This window comes from Thiocapsa sp. C2-2m (assembly GCF_041903745.1).
Classification (GTDB): domain Bacteria; phylum Pseudomonadota; class Gammaproteobacteria; order Chromatiales; family Chromatiaceae; genus Thiocapsa; species Thiocapsa roseilacustris.
The window spans coordinates 1-18,651 of the sequence record NZ_JBBWVD010000061.1; the positions used below are offsets into that span (position 1 = coordinate 1).

Below are 18,651 nucleotides of genomic sequence, written 5' to 3' on the forward strand. Positions count from 1 at the left end.
GGGACTCTCCACAAGCGTGTGCTTGGCGGCTCACGCTGCGGAGTGTCCCCGATGGACTCCCGGAAATGTCAAACTGCTACTGTCACCCCGGCAAAGCCGGGGGATTACCCGTTTTATTTAAGGGTATGGTGTCGCAATCCGATCTGCCCGCCCTCTACCGCCGCGCGACCCGCTTCATCGCCCCTTTCTTGGTTGCAGACAGCGGCGATCAAGAGAGTTTCGGCCTGGTTCTGGTCGAAGCCATGGGTTGCGGTTGCCCGGTGATCTGCGGCGACGTTCCCGCGGTTCGGGATATCGTTCTGGATGAAAGCACCGGAATTTTGGTCAACCCGCGAAACCCCGTGAATCTGGCCGACGCCATTGTGGGACTGCTCGCCGATCCGATCCGACGCGATCGCTACAGCGAAAACGCTCGCCGGCACTGCGCGGAGGCGTTCGATTGGGGGACAATCGCTGCGGGGTATGGCATGTTATTGTCCGAAGTACTCAACAAAGATCCCGAAAAGACCTGATTTCGAAACAACACCGGTCGATCGAACCCATGCGCCTGAACACCGACCAAGTCGAGACCATCCGCGAGGCTGCCGAGGCCGCATTTGGCCCGGGAAGCCGCGTGTCCCTGTTCGGCTCCCGCGTCGACGATGAGAAGCGCGGAGGCGACATCGACCTTTTGATCACACCCGCAACGCGCGATGATACCCTGCGCCGAAAGATCCGCTTTCTCGTGCTGCTGGAGCGCACACTCGGCGAACGACGGATCGATGTGCTGATCGCCCAACCTGACGATCAGCGCGACATCGTCCGCGTCGCCCGCGAGACGGGGGTTCGCCTATGAGCCTGGATGCCGAGCGCCTGGCGTTACAGCAAGCCCTGACGCTATGCCAGGCCCATCGCGCCGCACTCTCCGATGCGCTGGAAGACCTGGCGAAACGGCCGCTCCAGATTCAGGATCTCACCAACATCGGCAAAGAGGACCGGCGCATCCTCGACCAATTCGCCTACCGCTACACCCGACTTCAGGATGACATGGGCGCGCGACTTTTCCCGGCCGTGTTGCGGGCGCTTGGCGAGGACATTCGCCCGATGTCGGTCTTGGATCGCCTGAATCGCCTGGAGCAACTAGAATGGCTAGCCTCCGCCGAGGAGTGGATCGAACTACGGCGAATTCTCAATGAATTCACCCACGACTATCCCGAATCGGCCGAGGAACGCTTCGACCGACTGCGGTTCGCGATCCAATCTGCTTGGCGGTTGCTGGACATTCTGAATACCTTCGAGCAGTCCACGAACCACTACCGCTTAAACCTCGATTCACATGACGACCCTGCGGCAGATCCATAACGCGCTCAGAGCGAATACGCGGCACGGATCCACGCCGAGCGCAACGGCGGATTGGCGACACTGATGCCAAAATTGGTTTACATAAGTGCCATCGACACTGGCATCCGTACTGATCATCAGCTTGTCTCGGAACCTGCGGGACGCAAGCCTGAACTTGCAGATATCGCAGGCACAGGCAGGCACACAGGCATATATTAAGTAAACGGGGACAAGTAAACGGGGACAGACCACGGTTTTGTCTGAAGGTGATTAGCGTCGTGCCTCAGCCAGCGATTTCCAAAGACAAAAAGGGGACAGCTTTATTTTCCAGGAGGTAGGACCGTGTTCGTCACTCCGGCCATCGCGTCACGTGGCGCAGAGCGCCACAGGCATGCGTGACACCGCGGAGCGGGTGTCACGAGTCTCTGCAGGGAACCATCGGGGTCTTGACACGTGCCTTTTCGGGGCTGATTTTTTGGAGTCATGGCCCAGGGACAAAAGGATAGAGTAGAGAGCAGGTTGCCAGCGCTGTAGTCCCGGCTTATCCGTTTCCGCCCCTTTCGTTTGGCGGTGCCTAAGTAGCCCAGGCGTGGTGCTGACAACCAGCCCTCCCTCATCAAACCGTGCATGCGGTTTTCCCGCATCTTATGTGCTGCAGCACATAAGATGCGTAATGTGGCGTTGTCCGTAATGTGGCGGTGAGACCCTAACCGGTTGCCCGGGTTAGCCCTTTACGAGGCTGGGAGCCACATAACCCTGATATCGGTCAGATTTCTTTTGCACAGGAGATCTGACGATGTTCGACAAGCTTTTCAAACGACCTTCCACAATCGCCCCTCAGCTTAAGGCTCCTCTGGCATCGGCGCGAGCGTCCTTCTTGACGCAACTTGCAGACGACGGAGCGGCGCCGGCGACCTTAGTGCGCATCGCGCGGGAACTTGTTGTCGTCGTTCAGGAACTGGAACTGACCTCCGGCCACTTGGGCACGCCCGCAGCGGTCAATGCGGCCGCCAAGCACTGGGCCAAACAACAAAGACGCCGACATCGAGCGCAGACGCTGCGATGGTCGCGGATGTTATTCCGGCAGACCGCAATCGCATGGCTCGGCTACTTGGGGCGAATGGTACACTCCCAGCTCGCACCGCGACGCTCGGGCTGAACATCCCACTTCAATAAGTGCGCCAGCAGCACGCTCATGCGACTTGCCAATTCGCGTTGTTCGCTTTTGCCTACGTCCTCGATCTCCTCGGCCAAATGCAGGACATCGACCTGATCGAAGCGCCCGGCACGCAGCAGGTTCGCTTGCTCATTGGCCCAGGCGATGATGTCTTGGTCATAACGAATCATGGGCCACCGCATATCGGTTGTGTTGTGTGGATGCTTGGCGCTGACGGATCATCTCTGAGCTTCCCTCGGTTTTTCGTCTTCCAAGGGCAGGGGTTCATGCGACCTGTTTTTCTCCCTCCCGAGTGTTGATCCAGTCCTTCAGAAACAGTGCCGGGGAAGTGTAACCGAGGGTGGAATGCAGACGCTTGCGATTGTAGAACACCTCGATGTACTCGAAGGCGGTGGCCTTCATGGCGTCGCGGGTGGCGAAGCGCTCCCCGAAGACACGCTCGTTCTTGAAGCTGTTGAACCCGCTCTCGGTCGGGGCGTTGTCCCAGCAGTTCCCCTTGCGGCTCATCGAGCAGACCATGCCGTACTGCGCCAGCTTTTCCTGGAACGCATGGCTCGCGTACCGGCTCCCCCGATCGGAATGATGGATCAGCCCGGGGGCCGGCTTGCGTCGAAACCAACCCATGGTCAGCGCGTCGCCGACGAGATCGGCCGTCATGCGCGGCTGCAGCGACCAGCCCACGACCTCGCGGTTGAACAGGTCCAGCACGATGGCCAAATACAGCCAGCCTTCATCCGTCCACAGGTCGGTGATGTCGGCACTCCAGACCTGATTCGGGCCGCTCGGGGCGACGTCGCGGGCGAGCAGGTTGTCGGCCACCGGCAGGCTGTGCTTGGAGTCGGTCGTGGCCTTGTCGCGGCGCTTGTGGCGCCCCCGGATGCCGTGTTCGCGCATCAGGCGCTCCACCCGTGCCTTGCTCGCCGAGAAGCCTCGCGCGCGCAGCTCACGCACCATCCGCGGGCTGCCGTAAGCACCCTTGAGCTCGGCATGGATGGATTGGATCAGGGCCAGCAACTGCGCATCCGTCAGCCTACGGCGATCCGGTGTGCCACCACCCTGCCAGGCCCGGTAGCCGCCGACACTGACCTCCAGGACAATCACACAGCTCGTTCAGGGCGAAGCCGTTGCGGTGCGCATCGATCCAGGCGTACGTCACAGCGCATCCCGCGCGAAGTACGCCGTCGCTTTTTTAAGATGTCGACCTCGCGCTTGAGCCGCGCGTTCTCCGCGCGCAGACGCGACAGCTCCATCGCATCCGGTGTGACTTTCGCTGCGCCCGCACCGTTGAGCGTGCCGACGTCGAACCCCTTCACCCGGTTGCGCAGGGTCTACTCGACCAGACCCATCTCCTTGGCCACCGCGCTTACGCTCTTGCCGTCCTTGACCCGCTTGACCGCCTGTTCCTTGAACTCGGCGGTGTACTCTTGCTTCGGAATCTTCTGCATCATCGTCTCCAGTGTGACAGACAGTCTACGTCACCCTTGGAAGACTAAATTCCGGGGGAACCTCAAACAAGCCATTACCAAATGCCTTGGTGTGAGGCTCGCCCAGATTCGGCCCAAAAACCAACATCCGCCGAGTCAGAACGACATACCGTGCCGCCAGCGTGTCAGGCAAAGAGGCAATAGCCTTCTGTAAGGCCTCGCTGTAGTAGAGGATGCTGTAGGTCACGCGGCCAATAATAACAAATATGTTAATCCGTCACATCATGACTCGTTCGCCGATGTCGATCCAGTCCGATCAACAGCGGATAATCGGAGGTGTCGCTCACCGGCTCCAGCGGCTGCTATTTTCCCCGGAACCGTCCGAACTGCGATGCGATTCCGACAGCGCATATTTGAGTGTGTTGACTGCACCCGCGGTGTCGTCTCGCCCGACGGAGAACCTGCCCCTGGTGTCGTGATGCCGAAATGTCCCTCTGATCGCGGGAAACCGTGGTCCGTCCGCGGTTTGCATGGATCCCGCGGACCCCACGGCACCGGGCCGGACTTTCTGGAATGTCACAAGGAAAGACCTGACACCGATGCTTGCTTGCCGTAAGGCAGCTGGCGACCTGAACAGTTACGATCCGCGAACGCCAGGCCGAACGCCGCCGGAGAGCGATGCGGTTCCTCACGTCACCGCATCCTACGGCCCTGAAAGTTGCGGAAACCGTGGTCTGTCCCCGGTTTGCGCAAAGTTATGATCAGGTTGTCATTTTCCTGGTTATACCTCAGGCTCCGACCTCTTTTCGTGCGAAGGGGCAGATTGATGCTCGTTCACGGCTTTGTGCGGTTGCGTCCCAACGACAGAAGCCCTAGACTCGACCTATGCTTGTCGCATAGGTATCTGGAGATCCCATGACCGACCCTCGGCCTCCTTCATCCGCATCCGACACTCTCCAGCAACGCACCGCACGTCTATTCCGCAACGGGAGCAACCAGGCTGTTCGGTTGCCCCGCGACCTCGAGATCGATGCCGAGGAGGTGCTGATTCGCCGGGAGGGGGACAGCATCGTCCTGACGCCCAAGCCGCGCTCCTGGGATGACTATTTCGCACGAGGACGACGGCTCTCGGCGGATTTTCCGGACACCATCGACGATCCGCTTCCCCAAACCAGAGAAGCCCTCTGATGCGGTGGATGCTCGACACCAACACCTGTATCTACGCCATGAAGCACCATCCGCCGCAGGTGCAGGCTCGACTGCGACGCGTGGCGATCGGAGAGGTGGGCATCTCCGCCATCGTCTTGGCGGAGCTGCGATTCGGCGTCTGCAAGGGTCGGCAATGGGAGGACAATACGGCGGCCTTGACGGACTTCTTGGCTTACTGCCTGGTGCTGGATTGGCCGCACGAGGCAGCCAGGGTCTATGCAGAGATTCGCCATGCGTTGGAGGTGAAAGGGACACCCATCGGATCGAACGACCTCCTGATTGCTGCGCATGCCCACTATCTCGGTTGCACGCTGGTCACCAATAACCTGGGCGAATTCCAGCGGGTCGATGGATTGATGGTCGAGAACTGGATCTGAGCCCGCGTAGGGTGGAACGCGATCGCATAGGAAAAGGGCTCTGACCCCTTTCCCTGGCGCATATTTGAGTGTGTTGACTGCGCCCGCGGTGTCGTCTCGCCCGACGGAGAACCTGCCCCTGGTGTCGTGATGCCGAAATGTCCCTCTGATCGCGGGAAACCGTGGTCCGTCCGCGGTTTCGCGCCGGGGGATGAATTCGTGGGGATACCTCAGGGTCCGTCCCCGGTTTCTCACTGTCGCCTTTTCTGTCCCCTTGTTTTCCTCTGTTTCTGTCTTTCTGGTACTACAATAAGGCAAGGAAGATCGCCTTCGACCCTGCCAAGAACGCCAAGAACCGTGCCAAGCATGGCGTGTCCTTGGCATCGGCGGCGGACCTTGAATGGGATCTGCTGCTGACTCGCGAGGACACACGGGAGGCATATATCGAACTGCGTTGGATCGGCTACGCGCCCATCGGAAGGACAGTTTACTGCGTCGTCTACGCGGAAGAGGGCGATGCATACCGCATCATCAGTTTGCGCTCGGCAACACCGAGAGAGGTTCGTGACTATGCACGTCAAGTCTAAATCAGGCCGGATTTTTGACCTGCCCAGCCCGGAGGAGGAAGCGCGGATCCGGACCGGTATCGCGGCGGATCCAGACACCTATGAGCTATCTGATGAGGAGATCGCCCAGCTCCGCCCCAAGGCCGAAGTCCGCAAAGTCTCGACCCACATTCGCTTTGACGCCGACGTGCTCGAGGCCATGAAGGCGACCGGGCCAGGATGGCAGACCCGGATCAACGAGATCGTGCGCGAGTACGTCGAAGCCCATCGGTGACACTGCAACCGTGACAGCATAGACGCTTCCCGTGGGGCGTCTGCGAATCACTTGAGCCGTCTTTAAGCTTGACGGCTGCTCTGAATTGGCCGGCTTTACCCCGATCGGTCAACGGATATCCGGATAGGCCGAAGTCACGTTGAGCTTTTGGGGAAGGTCGGGGCTTGCCGCAACGTGAAAGCCAGCTCTGGAATGGTGACCCCGATCTTCGTCCGGCGGATCTGCTTTGTCGGCGCCGTGAAGGAAAATCAATCTGTCCCGAATGGTGGTGAAATCTCCGACGGGGAGGTGACATCTATCCTGACACCGGGAGCTGACTCATTCTTGCGACCAAATCAATTGACTCTGGCCCCTGTTCGCGATCGCGGGAAACCGTGATCCGTCCCCGGTTTGCTCCGCGTGTTAAGCTTTTGGCTAGCTACCTTTTAGACTGTTCGAAGGGCGTGACGATGCTGCAGACGATTGAAGTTGAGATTGACCCTGATGGCCAAATTCATCCGGTCGAGCCAGTGCCTCGCCTACCGGCCGGTCGGGCCTTGTTGACGCTGTTGCAGCCATCGACGGATGAAACGGCTTTGCTCGCGGAGGCGGCCCTTGCGGAAGATTGGCTCAAACCCGAGGAGGACGAGGCGTGGGCCTATTTGCAGCCGGACAAGTAGCGATACTCCGCTTTCCGTTCTCTGATCTGAGCAGGAGCAAGCTTCGTCCCGCACTGCTTCTGGCCGATGTGGGGCGGGGTGATTGGGTTGCCTGCCAGATCACGAGCAACCCCTATGCTGACCCAATGGCGGTAGAAATTGGTGCTGCGGATTTTGCTGGCGGTGGTCTACAGCGCACCAGTTAGGTGCGGCCCGGCAAATTGTTTACGGCCAACGAGAGTTTGTTCGTGTCCACTGCGGCCACTGTGCGAATTGAGAAATTGTTAGAGGTGCGGCGTGCGGTCATTGTGCTCCTACAAGGTGGATCGTGACGTGACGCTGGAGCGTTGCGACGCGCTCCACGCTGGAGCGTCATGGAGGCAGCGGATCTCCTGGTCGGTTACCCGCGCGACGCACCATATTTTTGCCCCGATCGGAGGCCGTGCGTCAACGCGTGCAAACCGCCGATCCGAACACCCGGCCACGCGGGTCCGAATGGGTTCTCACGGCCACCGGTTTGGAGGACGTTTCTGCGGAAGCCGTGAAATGGGAGACTCCGATCCTTGGGGTGTACGATTCCGTGGTACGTCCCCTATTTCTCGGTTTCGGTCCCCGGTTTCGCGTGCCCATTCTGCATCTGCATCGGAGATCAACGCTATGGCTCTCACCATCGTCAACGAAGAAGTCGAGCGCCTGGCGCGAGAACTGGCGAGCCAAACCGGCGAGCCGATCCCGCAGCTCATCCTCGCTGCACTGCAAGAGCGTGCCGGTCGGCTTCAGCACCAGCGCAGCGAGGTGTCCGCGATCGCTCGGATCCGACAATCCAGGGCGAGGTGTGCGCAGTTGCCCGACCTTGATCCGCGATCTGGCGAGGATATTCTGGGTTACAACGCCGATGGAGCCTTCGATCCGTGGTGATCGATAGTTCGGCCTTGGTCGCGATTCTGCTCGGTGAGCCCGAGGCCGAGCGCCTGACGACTGCCTTGGCAGCGAATCCGGTGCGCTGCATCAGCGCGCTTTCCGTCTTGGAGACGTCGATCGTGCTCTATCGACGCAAGGGCTCGGAGGCCGTCGCCGAGCTGGATGCTTTACTGGCGGATCTCGGGATCGAGATCGTGGCCTTCGACGCGATTCAGATGCGTGCGGCACGCATGGCCTACGCGCGTTTCGGCAAGGGATTGCACCCGGCTTCGCTCAACCTCGGAGACTGCTGCTCATACGCGTTGGCGAGCACCCGCAAACAGTCCTTGCTCTACAAAGGCGACGACTTCCCTCGGACCGATCTCACTGCTGCGGTAGATGTGCCGGCGCCTGACTGAGCTGCCCAGGGCGGGACCGACCCGGAATGGCTAAGTTGTTCCTGAACCGTTAATGATTTGATGCTTTTGACCAACGAGGGCCTCGCTCATCAGGCCGGCCACCCAAAACACCACTCGCTCGTGACACCCGCTCTGCGGTGTCACGCATGCCCCTGGCGCTCTGCGCCACGTGTCACGAAGGCCGGAGTTTCGAGCAAGGCCGTTGGTCTGCATGGTGTCTTCCCGGCTGCATCAGGCCGAACCCGACCTGGATGAGATGATTCTGCCCTCGGAGCACGAATGGCACTCAGTCAAGGCGAGGACCCTTATGAAACAATAGGCTGCGGTGGCCGTAGCTGCCGCTAAAAGTCGCGTAGCCGCCGTCGGAGACCTGGAAAGGCGAGAGCCATGCCGAGTTTAACAGTGCCTTGGCCGTTGGTGGATCACGTAAGCCTATGCTCTTAAAATAGATCTTCTTAACTGAGTGCCATTCTGGTCCGTCCCCGGTTTTTCCCTCCCCTGGAATGTCACAAGGAAAGACCTGACCCCGATGCCGCGCTGGGTCCGCCGACTTCAGTCGGCTCCTGGGGCGGGCGACTTGAGTCGCCCGAGTGCGCCCGGGGGGTGGACTGAAGTCCGCCTCCCCAGTTGCCGACCTGTTCTTTCTCAACGACCACGGAGCCGGCGCACCCGACCGACGCGATCGGCGCCTCGGTCGACACCGTTGGGGAAGACTTGCACAGTCTCTCAGTTTGGGTACCTGGTCCAAGAAGCTCCGCTTTTCGTGGCTAAGCGGTGTCTGTCGAGGAGCCGCCGGGGTTCGCAAAGCAGAGCTTTGCGGGCCGCATTCCCAAGCAGAGAGCTTGGGAACGAGGGGGAATCGCCGGATCCGAAGTCGGGCAATGTCTCAGTGAAAGAGGGCCTCCGGGGTGTCGGCGGTAAGGATGCGCACGGACCAGCGGCGCAGACTGTCGTTGTCGGCCGACTCGATCCGCTCGCGCAGGGACTCGGCGGAGTCGGCGCCGAATTTGCTTTCGATCAGCAAGAGCAGGATGTTGGCCTCGCCCTTCTGGACGCCAATGCGTTGGCCTTTCTCGATTCCGGCGCGCTCAACGGTGGTGACGTAGGGCATCTGTTTGCTCTCCTCGTAGGTGAATATCTCTTGGCGGAAGGTGGTTTCCAGGGTCCCGGGCAATTGGATCATCCAGTCGATGACGCGGAACAGCTCCAGGATGGTCTTGCGCGCGTAGCCGCGATCATACATCAGGCGGATGAGTCGAAACTTCCAGGCTTTGCGGCTTTCGGCATCCTTAGTGGCCTTGGCGCGGATCTGGGCCATGACGACCAGGGCAAACGGGTTGTCACTGGCTTCCAGCGCCGGCCAGCGCTCGGGGGTGTCCCAGTCGATGAGCTTGACCATCGGGAAGCGAAAGTCGACCGAACAGCCCCAGAGGTCGTCGTGATAGTGCTCGGGACGAAAGCGCGGATCGGTGTCGGCGAGCACGGCGAGGCTGGCGACGGGTACGCCGTGGGCGTCGCGGATCTTATGGTTGTAGACGAACATGCGCTCGGCGAAGGCTGTTTCGGGCTCGCCCTGCACCTCCACATGCACCAGGACCCAGGCGGGTTGACCGTCGAGACGGTGCAGGCCGACGAGCTTGTCGGCGTAGCGCCGACCGGTGTCGGCGTCGCGGACGATCCGCTGGAACTCCTTGTCGAGGAATCGGTAGCCGAGGGACCAGTCGATGTCGGCGTGGATGCGCGGAAAGAGCAGCGCAAGGAATTCCGGAAAGTAGCCCTCCAGCGCCTCTTTCCAGGGGCTGTCGTGGTCGCTGCGCGGGGTGGGCTCGACGGTGTCGGTCATGCGGGGCTCCGGTGACGGGCGATGGTCGCAGTTTAGCCCCCTGCAGGGTTTGATGAACACTCAACGTGCCCCCCGGGGCGCTTGAGGACGGATGGTCCGCATAGCAGACGGCCTTGGATATCCTTTCGTTCAGGCCTCGCGGGGTTCCCGATCGGGCACGAGATTCAGCCCGCACGCTGGGTCCGCCGACTTCAGTCGGCTTCTGAGGCGGCGACTCTAGTCGCCCGAGTGCGCCCGGGGGGTGGACTGAAGTCCGCCGCCCCAGTTGCCAACCCGTTCTTTCTCAACGACGGAGCGTGGGAGTGAGTAAGCGCCTGGGTACACCGACTTCAGTCGGCCTCTGGGGAGGCGGACTTCAGTCCGCCGCGCCGACGCACTCAGGCGACGAAAGTCGCCCATCCCCAGGTGCCGGATGAATCCGGCCGACACAAGGCGGGCGCGTTCGGCGACCGCGTCACCGCCGATGTGGTCGAACCGATGATCGAAACCCGCAAGGGCCTTGTTCATCACTTCGGCCGGCGAGCGACGGCAGGTTGCGGAAACCTTGGTCTGTCCCTGGTTTGCTTTCTTGGCCCGGCACGTCCGGCCGACCGCGGGTAGAGTTGGCCGGCACCGATCGGCTCGATCTGCCGATAGAGCCCAGAAACCGTGGTCTGTCCCAAGCCGTCCGACAAAGGTGTTGCGCCGCCTTAGAAATGGCTTCCGTTTCAATGTGCTAGCGGTGATGAGCAAGCGTAGGAAAATTTTCTCCGGCGAGAGTCTATTAATTATCTAAAAACTAGAGAGTTTTCGCCCTCTCGGTGATGAACAGCAACACCTTTGTCGGACGGCTTGGGTCTGTCCCTGGTTTTCCTGGAAACAATGGGCTGCGAGGGCCGTAGCTGCCGCTAAAAGTCGCTGAGCCGCCGTCGGAGACCTGGAAAGGCGAGAGCCATGCCGAGTTTAACGGTGCCTTGGCCGTTGGTGGATCACGTAAGCCTATGCTCTTAAAATAGATCTTCTTAACTGAGTGCCATTCTGGTCCGTCCCCGGTTTCTCCCTCCCCTGGAATGTCACAATGAAAGACCTGACCCCGGACCCGATGAAAGACCTGACCCCGGACCCGGGACCCCCGCCGACTTCAGTCGGCCCCCGGGGAGGCGGACTTCAGTCCGCCGCGCGGGCGCGCTCGGGCGACTCAAGTCGCCCGTCCCCAGATGCCGGATGAATCCGGCGTACCCGGTGCGGGCGCGCTCGGCGACCGGGTCACAGCCGATGTGGCCGAAACGATGATCGAGACCCGCAAGGGCCTTGTTCGTCACTTCGGCCAGCGAGCGACTGAAAGTTGCGGAAACCGTGGTCCGTCCCCGGATTGCTGCGGACCGACGACCCCTCGTCGCTCCGACGCGACTCCGCCAACCACCAACGGCTCGCCCCAAGCTGCCAAACGGGTTGCTTTATGACAAATTTGTCATCGCCCCAGTGACCGGCGCATCAACAACGCCGCCGCGAAACAGCGCCAGCTCCAGCATTCGCCCCGATAACGTGCCCCCGGCGCGCCAAAAAACCCGCTAAGCTATATGGTGTCTATCTTGCGAACAGAGATGTAGCGCACGAGAGCGTTAAGCCTGGAGCCAGCCGTGACACTCCGCACACCCCCACGCCGAGGTTTTACACTCATCGAGTTGATGATCGCTCTCGCAATCGTCGCCATCCTCACGGCCATCGCCTTACCTTCGTACCAATCCTACATCCAAAGCGCACGCCGCACCGATGGCCAGGCGAGTCTGCAACGGATCATGTTGGAGCAGGAGAAGTGGCGGTCCAATCATCCCACTTACACCGCCACCCTGAGCGACCTAGGGGTCACATCAAGCTCGGCAGACGGGCATTACACGCTCGCGCTCTCGGGGACCAGCGGAACAGGCTACACCGCCACCGCGACCGCGACCGGCGGTCAGGCCAATGACGCCGCCTGCGCCGACATGACCTTGGAGGTAGACGCTGCGGACGTCACGACCGGCCCCGCCGGCTGTTGGAAGCAATGAACACCCTCGCCCAAAGGGCCGGCCGCAGCCACGGCTTTACGCTCATCGAGCTGATGGTCACGATCACCGTGTCGGCGATTCTGTTGAGCCTAGCGGTACCTGGCTTCACGGAGTTCATGGACCGTTACCGTTTGGAAGGCGCCGTTCAGGGACTCTATTCGGATCTCCAGTTTGCCCGATCCGAGTCCGTTAAAAGCAACCGTAGTGTTCAGATTGCATTCACCACAGGGAACTCCTGGAGTTATACCCTCTCGTCGCTGGACGGCATTTGCGCAACCTCCGCGCTCACACCCACTGCGCTGAAGACAAGTGATTTCAACGGCTTTGCAGGCACGCAGATCGCGAACGTCAGTCTCGGATGCGGCAGCACCACCCTGGTGTTCCAACCCGTATCCAGCACTGTTCAGAATGCCTGCGCCAATGGCAGTCCGCTTCCGGCAGGCAGTAAGGTCGTCTTTCAATCCAGCCAAGGCAAACAAGCCTGCGTGCACATCAACCTCATTGGCCGAACCAAACTCTGCTCACCGGCAGGATCTACATACCTATTGGGGTTTCCGGAATGCGCCTGCTGAATCACATTCAGAGCGAGCGAGGAGAATCCCTGATCGGTCTCATGGTCGGGATCACCGTAGGTTTGATCGTTCTATCAGGCGCAATCGCCTTTTACGTGAATACCGTCTCGAGCAATCGCCAAATCATGGAGGCCCGGTTACTCAATCAGGATCTGAAGGCGACCATGGCCATGATGGTGCGCGAGGTTCGCAGGGCACAGTTCATCAATAATGCCGAGCAACATCGGTTCAAAAATCCATGCAACGATCCATTTTGCAACGACGCAAGTGACTTTTCTTTTCCAACTGCTCATCCGACACTTGCGAATGGCTACCGGATCATCGAATTCAGTTACGATAAAAATCCGGATAGTCTCCAAGATAACGATGAATGTTTCGGCTTTCGTCTGGCCACTGGAAGCAGCGTCGTTGAGATGAAAACCGATTGCACGCCAACCTGGCTTCAGCTCACCGACCCAGACACGATCCAAGTCACTGATCTCAGCTTTCTCGTCCATTGTGAGCCGTCCAGCGGCAGTGCTCTCTATAGCCGGCTCGTTGACATCTCACTGACCGGGCGCCTAACAGCAGATGCGACGCGAACCTTGACCTTGAACGAATCGGTCAAGGTGCGAAGCGACATCCTTCTTTCGGACCTCCCGAAGAACCTCCCATCGAGCTTAAGTTATTGTGTGCCATGAACAGAACAAGAAAGAGCATCGCCACAAAGAAAGCGCAATACGGTGCCGCAACCTTATTTGCTGCCGTCATGCTCGTCACGCTCGCAAGCATTGCCGGCATCTACGCCTCGCGTTCAGTCCTCTTCGAACAAAAGGACACCAACAACCAGTATTGGGCGGCGCAAGTGCATGAAGTCGCTCAATCCGGACTTGAGCACGCGGTCGCATGGTTGAAGTTCAATTATTCGCCGTCAGAATCGGGCGTCGCATGGGGGGCCGCCAGCAATAGCATATGTCCAAAGGGTACGGATCTCAGCAAGGCCCGCTGTTTCGACATGAGCAGCCAATCGAACGTGTCGGTGAGCAACTATGACCTGAAGGTTACGCTGGCGAACGATATCATACGTTCGCCAAATGTCGCGGTGATCGAGTCCGAGGCAACAAACACATCCAATAACGCCAGAGCCACGGTAACACAGAAGATCTACCTCTTCGCGCTCGGCGCAGCTGGGGGCGGAATAGATGGCCGCGGCAAGAATCCTCCCTTAGTCGTCAATGGCTGCACATCCGACATAAAAGGCAATCCCGACGCTTGCCCGCGCAACGCGACCGGGTCGCCTTGTTCGGGGACTCAATACTGCGACTGCAGCAATGGCACTTGCACAGGCGTCTGCAGCTGCACCGGTAGCTGCCCGGGATCCTGCTCCGGCAATGGAGCCTGCGCGGGTTCCGGGACCTGCGGAACCTGCAGCTGCGACGTTGGAACGGCCATGCACAGCTTACATACCCCCGATACGAATAACGACGGATCGCTATCTCAGAGCGAAATCGACGCCTGTCTGGATCCAGGTCATCTCGATAAACACAGTGGTCAGACCACCGGAACCCCGGTTCCGCCCGGGACTGCATGCAACCCGAATGCGGCTTGGAATGCGATTTTTGGCACGATGACCAGGGATCAGATCAAGAGAATCTCCGACGCTCAGGTGGCCGCCGGCCTCAATCAATCCTCCACGCCAAAGCGAAGCGTCTATTGGATCGACAGCGGGAGCAACTGGCACGACGATCTCGGGACTACATCCGAGCCAGTTATCCTTATCTTTTCCGCTACATCCTGCTCCGGCGGCTGCCCGAATGTCAACGGCAGTCCGACCATCTACGGCACGGTCTATTTTGATTCACAATGCGATAGTACAAAAATGAACGGTTGGGGTGGGGCCGAGATTCACGGATCTGTCGTCGTCGAATCCGACGTTGCACATATCACAGCGAATGGGCAGATTCATTACAACCCCAACAGTAGTGCAGCCTTCCCAAATACGCCCACGCCGGACACCGTCGCGGGCACCGGCAACGACGTCCAACGCATCAGCGGAAGCTGGATGGATTTCTGAGGCTTGATATGACGATCGCGCATGCACGAGGGTACTGGTCGAAGCGCTCGCGTGGCTTCTCACTGATCGAGGCGATGATTGCCTTTCTCATCATCGGGATCGGATTTCTGGGTGTCTCCAAGCTCCAGCTTTTCGTCTCTGGCGGCTCTGGCTCAAGCCAGCAGCGCACACAGGCACTGCACATGGCCCAAGACAAGATCGAGTGCTTCCGCGCCTGGCCAAGCAGTTGTGTTGCGAGCTACAACGACATCGCCTCCAGCAGTAGCGCGGAAGACATCGCCCCAGCCGGCAGCGGGGCAGTCTTTCATCGCTCCTGGACAGTCACTACAAACACCAATCCGACGTACAAGAATCTGACCGTCACCGTCACGTGGGACAATCGAGAGGGCACGGGGAGCGGAAACGAGACACGCGAAGTCAGTCTATTTACCAAAATTTCAGACGTTCCGACGATGGCGGTAGCTGTCACTCAGCCTCCACCTCCACCTCCACCTCCACCGGTTGAGCAATGCGAATACGTTTGCGTTTGTACCTACACCCGCCCGGATAAGGATGATCCGTGGGTGCTTAACGCAGACGGTGGCCCGTGTTGTGCCTCATCATGCAGCTCGGCTTCATGCAAGAAAAACGACAAGACCTGTAATTCTACTAACAAATGCGAGGCGCCTTGCGCCAGCTAGCACTCAGTTTGCGGGGAAGCCAGGGACGGACCACGGTTTCCCGCGATCATCGGGTCATTTCTTCCTGACGAGCCAGAGAGGGGATGGATTGACTTGTTGGCGACACTTGATCCGACATCCCGAACAGTGCGCCGCCAGGGGACGGGCCTCGGAAGGAAACCGGGGAAACCGGGGACGGACCACGTTTTCCCACGATCATCGGGCCATGGAATCGTCTCGATCGGATCCAGGATCTTCGGCGGGGTTATCGTGCCGTCTCGCTGCGCCGCTCGCGGATGGGCATCGGCGGCGGCCTGCGCCTGATTCAGGATGATCAATCGGGCAATTCGGGCGTTGACACCGATGTGCTCGGCTTCGGGGCAGTGTCCGGGCAATTTAGCTGACCCGATAGCGGCATGGCACCCTTAACGGAGCCGACGCGGCAGGGTGAACCTAGGCGTTGTGAGGGACAATAGCGATCGGGGTCCGACTCCCCGGCGCGGATGTTGTGTCATCGGCAGAACCTAACGGTTTGGGCAGAAACGTCCGCCGGGTGAGATGAGAATCCGGATCAGGGTGACTCGATGCGTGAATTCGGGCACAGGGGATAGTCTCGGCCTGAGCAAGATCCGGAGTGCCGAATTGCCGGACGCTCAGTGCTCGCACAGCCAGTCGTCCAGATCGGAGACCGAGCCAAAATCCAACAACGCCTCGGCGAGTGTTCCGAGCTGCGTGCTGTCCAGGGCCTGGATCTTTTCGACGTGCGGCGGCGTCAGCGCACCGCAGCGCCGGTTGAGCAAGCGCAGAACCAATTCGATCTGGCCTTCTTCTCTGCCTTCGCCATAAGCCTCTTGGTATGACCGAGTCTTTTTCACATCGGTGACGGGTAGGTGCAGCATGGCGCGGATCTCCTCGCGAGTCAGTTGAGGGAATTTATACACCAGAATTGTCTCGATCAGATCCAGGCGCAATCCGGGGACGGACCACGGTTTCCCGCGATCATCGGGCCATGGAATCGTCTCGGTCGGATCCTAGACCTTCAGAGAGGTCGTCCTGCCGTCTCGCTGCGCCGGCAACCGATGGGCGTCGGCGGCAGGCTGCGCCTGATTCAGGATCAGTGACCAGGTTGCCGAGCGCGACCGCCTGGGTACGCCGGATTTATCCGGCCCCCGGGGACGGGCGACTTCAGTCGCCCGAGCGCGCCCGCGCGGCGGACTGAAGTACGCCTACCGCCAGGGTCTCCCCCAGGTGCCGACTAAAGTCGGCGTACCCAGGCGTGCCGACTGAAGTCGGCGTGCCCAGGCCGATCGCCTCCCAACCCTCGGCGCCGCTGAGCACTGCGCAGACCACTGACAACAGGATCCCAGGCTGCGCGTAAACCGGGGACCGCGTAAACCGGGGACACGCGTAAACCGGGGACAGACCAGGGTTTCCCGCGATCATCGGGCCATCTGATGCTGCGAGGAAACCAGTCAACCTAGGACAGACCATGGCTGCCTGGAATCATCGGTGAATCTGCACCCGCAGGACAGCGACTGATCGGTCGGACATGTTGAACGGCCTTCGATACGATTAACGGTGCCTTCGTTTTGGGCATTGAAGGGTTTCAAAATCCGACCGCATCTATGGTTGGGGCACTTGGTCCGGGACGTCCGGCCGACCGCGGAAAGAGTTGGACGATACCGATCGGCTCAATCTGGCGATGTACCCCGGAAAATGTAATCTGTTGCCGGTTTTCGTTCTTGGCGCGCCTGTCGCCCTCTCACTGTGACACATTTGTCAGGATTCGCGACTCCGCTAAAGGTCTTTATTTTGATAACGTTTACGGGGCCTTGCGCCACACGGCAGAGGTGTCGAGACCGTTCGTTCTCGGGGTCGATGACGACAACGCCTTCTCGTTCATCGCTCCGACAACATCAGCAGTGACCAGGTTGCGGAGCGCGACCGCCCGGGTACGCCGACTTTAGTCGGCAACTGGGGACGGGCGACTTCAGTCGCCCGAGCGCGACCGCGCGGGGGACTGAAGTCCGCCTCACCCCAGATCTCCCCAGGTGCCGACTAAAGTCGGCGTACCCAGGCGTGCCGACTGAAGTCGGCGTACCCAGGCCCAGGGGATAGTCTCGACCTGAGCGAGATCCGGAGTGCCGAATTGCCGGACGCTCAGTGCTCGCGCAGCCAGTCGTCCAGATCGGAGACCGAGCCAAAATCCAACAACGCCTCTGCGAGTGTCCCGAGCTGCGTGCTCTCCAGGGCCTGGATCTTTTCGACCTGCGGCCGCGTCAGCGCGCCGCAGCGCCGGTTGAGCAAGCGCAGAACCAATTCGAGCTGGCCTTCTTCTCGGCCTTCGCCATAAGCCTCTTGGTATGACCGAGTCTTTTTCACATCGGTGACGGGTAGGTGCAGCATGGCGCGGATCTCCTCGCGAGTCAGTTGAGGGAATTTATACACCAGAATTGTCTCGATCAGATCCAGGGTCTCCAGCGGATCGGGCGTGCTCTCTCGCTGCGCCGCCAAGGCACGCGCCTCAACGGCGGCTTGCGCTTGGTCCAGGATGATCAACCGAGCAAGTCGGGCGTTAAAGCCGAGGTGCTCGGCACCGAGCAGGTCGCTCAGATATACGCGCCGCAACAGCCCGCAGCCGATCAGACCTTCGTACGGGGTGATGATTCCGGTGTCGGCGGGGCGGTCAGGGAAGACCACAACCGCAAGCCACGGCCGGGAGACGCGTTGTCGGTAAAGGTACAGGAAGATCGACGCCAGCCAGCGCGCATAAAAGGTTCGGCGGCATTGGAACTGAGCCTCGGCGAAGATCAGCGGGGCATCGGCGCGCTCGGTCGGCGGCAGCAAGACACCATCGAGCCGAAAGGCGGTCTGTTTCACCTCGACGGCTTTCATGCGGTAAGCCGACGCCTCGGGCACGGTCAAACCGGCCAGGTCGAAGGCCAATTCCGGGCGTTCCTGGAAGAGGCGATAAAACAGAGGGTCCGTGTGCATGGGTGCGTCGTCTGCTTCGGTCGGTTTGACACGAAGTGTACACGACTGTCGGCCCTCGCATGATGACTTCGCGGGCGCGGGTCATCCCGGCGGCGCAATCCGGGGACGGACCACGGTTTCCCGCGATCATCGGGCCATGGAATCGTCTCGGTCGGATCCCAGACCTTCAGAGGGGTTGTCCTGCCGTCTCGCTGCGCCGGCAACCGATGGGCGTCGGCGG

General features: G+C 60.2%; 18 protein-coding genes and 2 pseudogenes. 15 read left to right on the top strand and 5 right to left on the bottom strand.

Annotation, left to right across the window (positions count from 1 at the left end; genetic code table 11):
* The 3 genes from AADX97_RS26950 to AADX97_RS26960 all read left to right on the top strand — a co-directional run.
* Positions 1-512: glycosyltransferase (locus AADX97_RS26950; RefSeq protein WP_374239343.1), on the top strand; the 512-nt coding region annotated here is incomplete at its 5' end.
* Between the two features lie 29 nt (positions 513-541).
* The gene (locus tag AADX97_RS26955) at positions 542-835 is read left to right on the top strand and encodes a nucleotidyltransferase domain-containing protein (RefSeq protein ID WP_374237199.1); all 294 of its coding nucleotides are present in this window, start codon (positions 542-544) and stop codon (positions 833-835) included.
* Positions 832-1,341, top strand: coding sequence for a hypothetical protein (locus AADX97_RS26960; RefSeq protein WP_374237198.1), 510 nt, complete (start codon positions 832-834; stop codon positions 1,339-1,341). The genes AADX97_RS26955 and AADX97_RS26960 overlap by 4 nt, the downstream gene beginning before the upstream one ends.
* Before the next feature lie 1,095 nt (positions 1,342-2,436).
* Here the strand turns inward: AADX97_RS26960 and AADX97_RS26965 are convergent.
* Positions 2,437-2,667 (bottom strand): annotated as a pseudogene (locus AADX97_RS26965) (DUF29 domain-containing protein); the annotation flags it as partial.
* Positions 2,668-2,761: 94 nt separating this feature from the next.
* Positions 2,762-3,942, bottom strand: a pseudogene (locus AADX97_RS26970) (IS3 family transposase).
* 894 nt (positions 3,943-4,836) lie between these two features.
* Between AADX97_RS26970 and AADX97_RS26975 the strand changes: the two are divergent.
* From AADX97_RS26975 to AADX97_RS27005, 7 genes are all read left to right on the top strand, one after another.
* Positions 4,837-5,109, top strand: coding sequence for an antitoxin (locus tag AADX97_RS26975; RefSeq protein WP_374237197.1), 273 nt, complete (start codon positions 4,837-4,839; stop codon positions 5,107-5,109).
* Positions 5,109-5,507, top strand: coding sequence for a type II toxin-antitoxin system VapC family toxin (locus AADX97_RS26980; protein WP_374237196.1), 399 nt, complete (start codon positions 5,109-5,111; stop codon positions 5,505-5,507). The genes AADX97_RS26975 and AADX97_RS26980 overlap by 1 nt, the downstream gene beginning before the upstream one ends.
* Before the next feature lie 302 nt (positions 5,508-5,809).
* Positions 5,810-6,073, top strand: coding sequence for a BrnT family toxin (locus AADX97_RS26985; protein ID WP_374238672.1), 264 nt, complete (start codon positions 5,810-5,812; stop codon positions 6,071-6,073).
* Positions 6,057-6,326 carry a BrnA antitoxin family protein gene (locus tag AADX97_RS26990; protein WP_374237201.1) on the top strand — a complete coding sequence of 90 codons (270 nt, stop codon included), beginning with the start codon at positions 6,057-6,059 and terminating at the stop codon, positions 6,324-6,326. Before AADX97_RS26985 ends, AADX97_RS26990 begins: the two co-directional genes overlap by 17 nt.
* Positions 6,327-6,775: 449 nt before the next feature.
* Positions 6,776-6,985, top strand: coding sequence for a hypothetical protein (locus tag AADX97_RS26995; protein WP_374237195.1), 210 nt, complete (start codon positions 6,776-6,778; stop codon positions 6,983-6,985).
* Positions 6,986-7,621: 636 nt separating this feature from the next.
* The gene (locus tag AADX97_RS27000) at positions 7,622-7,882 is read left to right on the top strand and encodes a type II toxin-antitoxin system VapB family antitoxin (RefSeq protein WP_374237194.1); all 261 of its coding nucleotides are present in this window, start codon (positions 7,622-7,624) and stop codon (positions 7,880-7,882) included.
* Positions 7,876-8,283, top strand: coding sequence for a type II toxin-antitoxin system VapC family toxin (locus AADX97_RS27005; RefSeq protein WP_374237193.1), 408 nt, complete (start codon positions 7,876-7,878; stop codon positions 8,281-8,283). The genes AADX97_RS27000 and AADX97_RS27005 overlap by 7 nt, the downstream gene beginning before the upstream one ends.
* 886 nt (positions 8,284-9,169) lie before the next feature.
* Here AADX97_RS27005 and AADX97_RS27010 read toward each other — a convergent pair.
* Positions 9,170-10,126 carry a hypothetical protein gene (locus tag AADX97_RS27010; protein WP_374237192.1) on the bottom strand — a complete coding sequence of 319 codons (957 nt, stop codon included), beginning with the start codon at positions 10,124-10,126 and terminating at the stop codon, positions 9,170-9,172.
* A gap of 1,619 nt (positions 10,127-11,745) precedes the next feature.
* Here AADX97_RS27010 and AADX97_RS27015 point away from each other — a divergent pair.
* From AADX97_RS27015 to AADX97_RS27035, 5 genes are read left to right on the top strand one after another with little or no spacing between them, the layout of a single operon-like run.
* On the top strand, positions 11,746-12,153 hold the full coding sequence (locus AADX97_RS27015; RefSeq protein ID WP_374237191.1) for a type IV pilin protein: 408 nt from the start codon (positions 11,746-11,748) through the stop codon (positions 12,151-12,153).
* The gene (locus tag AADX97_RS27020; protein ID WP_374237190.1) at positions 12,150-12,725 is read left to right on the top strand and encodes a GspH/FimT family pseudopilin; all 576 of its coding nucleotides are present in this window, start codon (positions 12,150-12,152) and stop codon (positions 12,723-12,725) included. Before AADX97_RS27015 ends, AADX97_RS27020 begins: the two co-directional genes overlap by 4 nt.
* Complete coding sequence (locus AADX97_RS27025; RefSeq protein ID WP_374237189.1) at positions 12,713-13,405, top strand: PilW family protein; 693 nt, start codon at positions 12,713-12,715, stop codon at positions 13,403-13,405. The genes AADX97_RS27020 and AADX97_RS27025 overlap by 13 nt, the downstream gene beginning before the upstream one ends.
* Positions 13,402-14,778, top strand: coding sequence for a hypothetical protein (locus AADX97_RS27030; RefSeq protein ID WP_374237188.1), 1,377 nt, complete (start codon positions 13,402-13,404; stop codon positions 14,776-14,778). Before AADX97_RS27025 ends, AADX97_RS27030 begins: the two co-directional genes overlap by 4 nt.
* Positions 14,779-14,786: 8 nt before the next feature.
* Positions 14,787-15,458: a prepilin-type N-terminal cleavage/methylation domain-containing protein gene (locus tag AADX97_RS27035; RefSeq protein WP_374237187.1), complete on the top strand. Its 672-nt coding sequence runs from the start codon at positions 14,787-14,789 to the stop codon at positions 15,456-15,458.
* A 632-nt stretch (positions 15,459-16,090) separates the two neighbouring features.
* Here the strand turns inward: AADX97_RS27035 and AADX97_RS27040 are convergent.
* Positions 16,091-16,408 (bottom strand): DUF4351 domain-containing protein, encoded by a 318-nt coding sequence (locus AADX97_RS27040; RefSeq protein WP_374239132.1) that lies wholly within the window; start codon positions 16,406-16,408, stop codon positions 16,091-16,093.
* A 1,189-nt stretch (positions 16,409-17,597) separates the two neighbouring features.
* Positions 17,598-18,431: a DUF2887 domain-containing protein gene (locus AADX97_RS27045; protein ID WP_374239131.1), complete on the bottom strand. Its 834-nt coding sequence runs from the start codon at positions 18,429-18,431 to the stop codon at positions 17,598-17,600.
* Between the last annotated feature and the right edge of the window lie 220 nt (positions 18,432-18,651).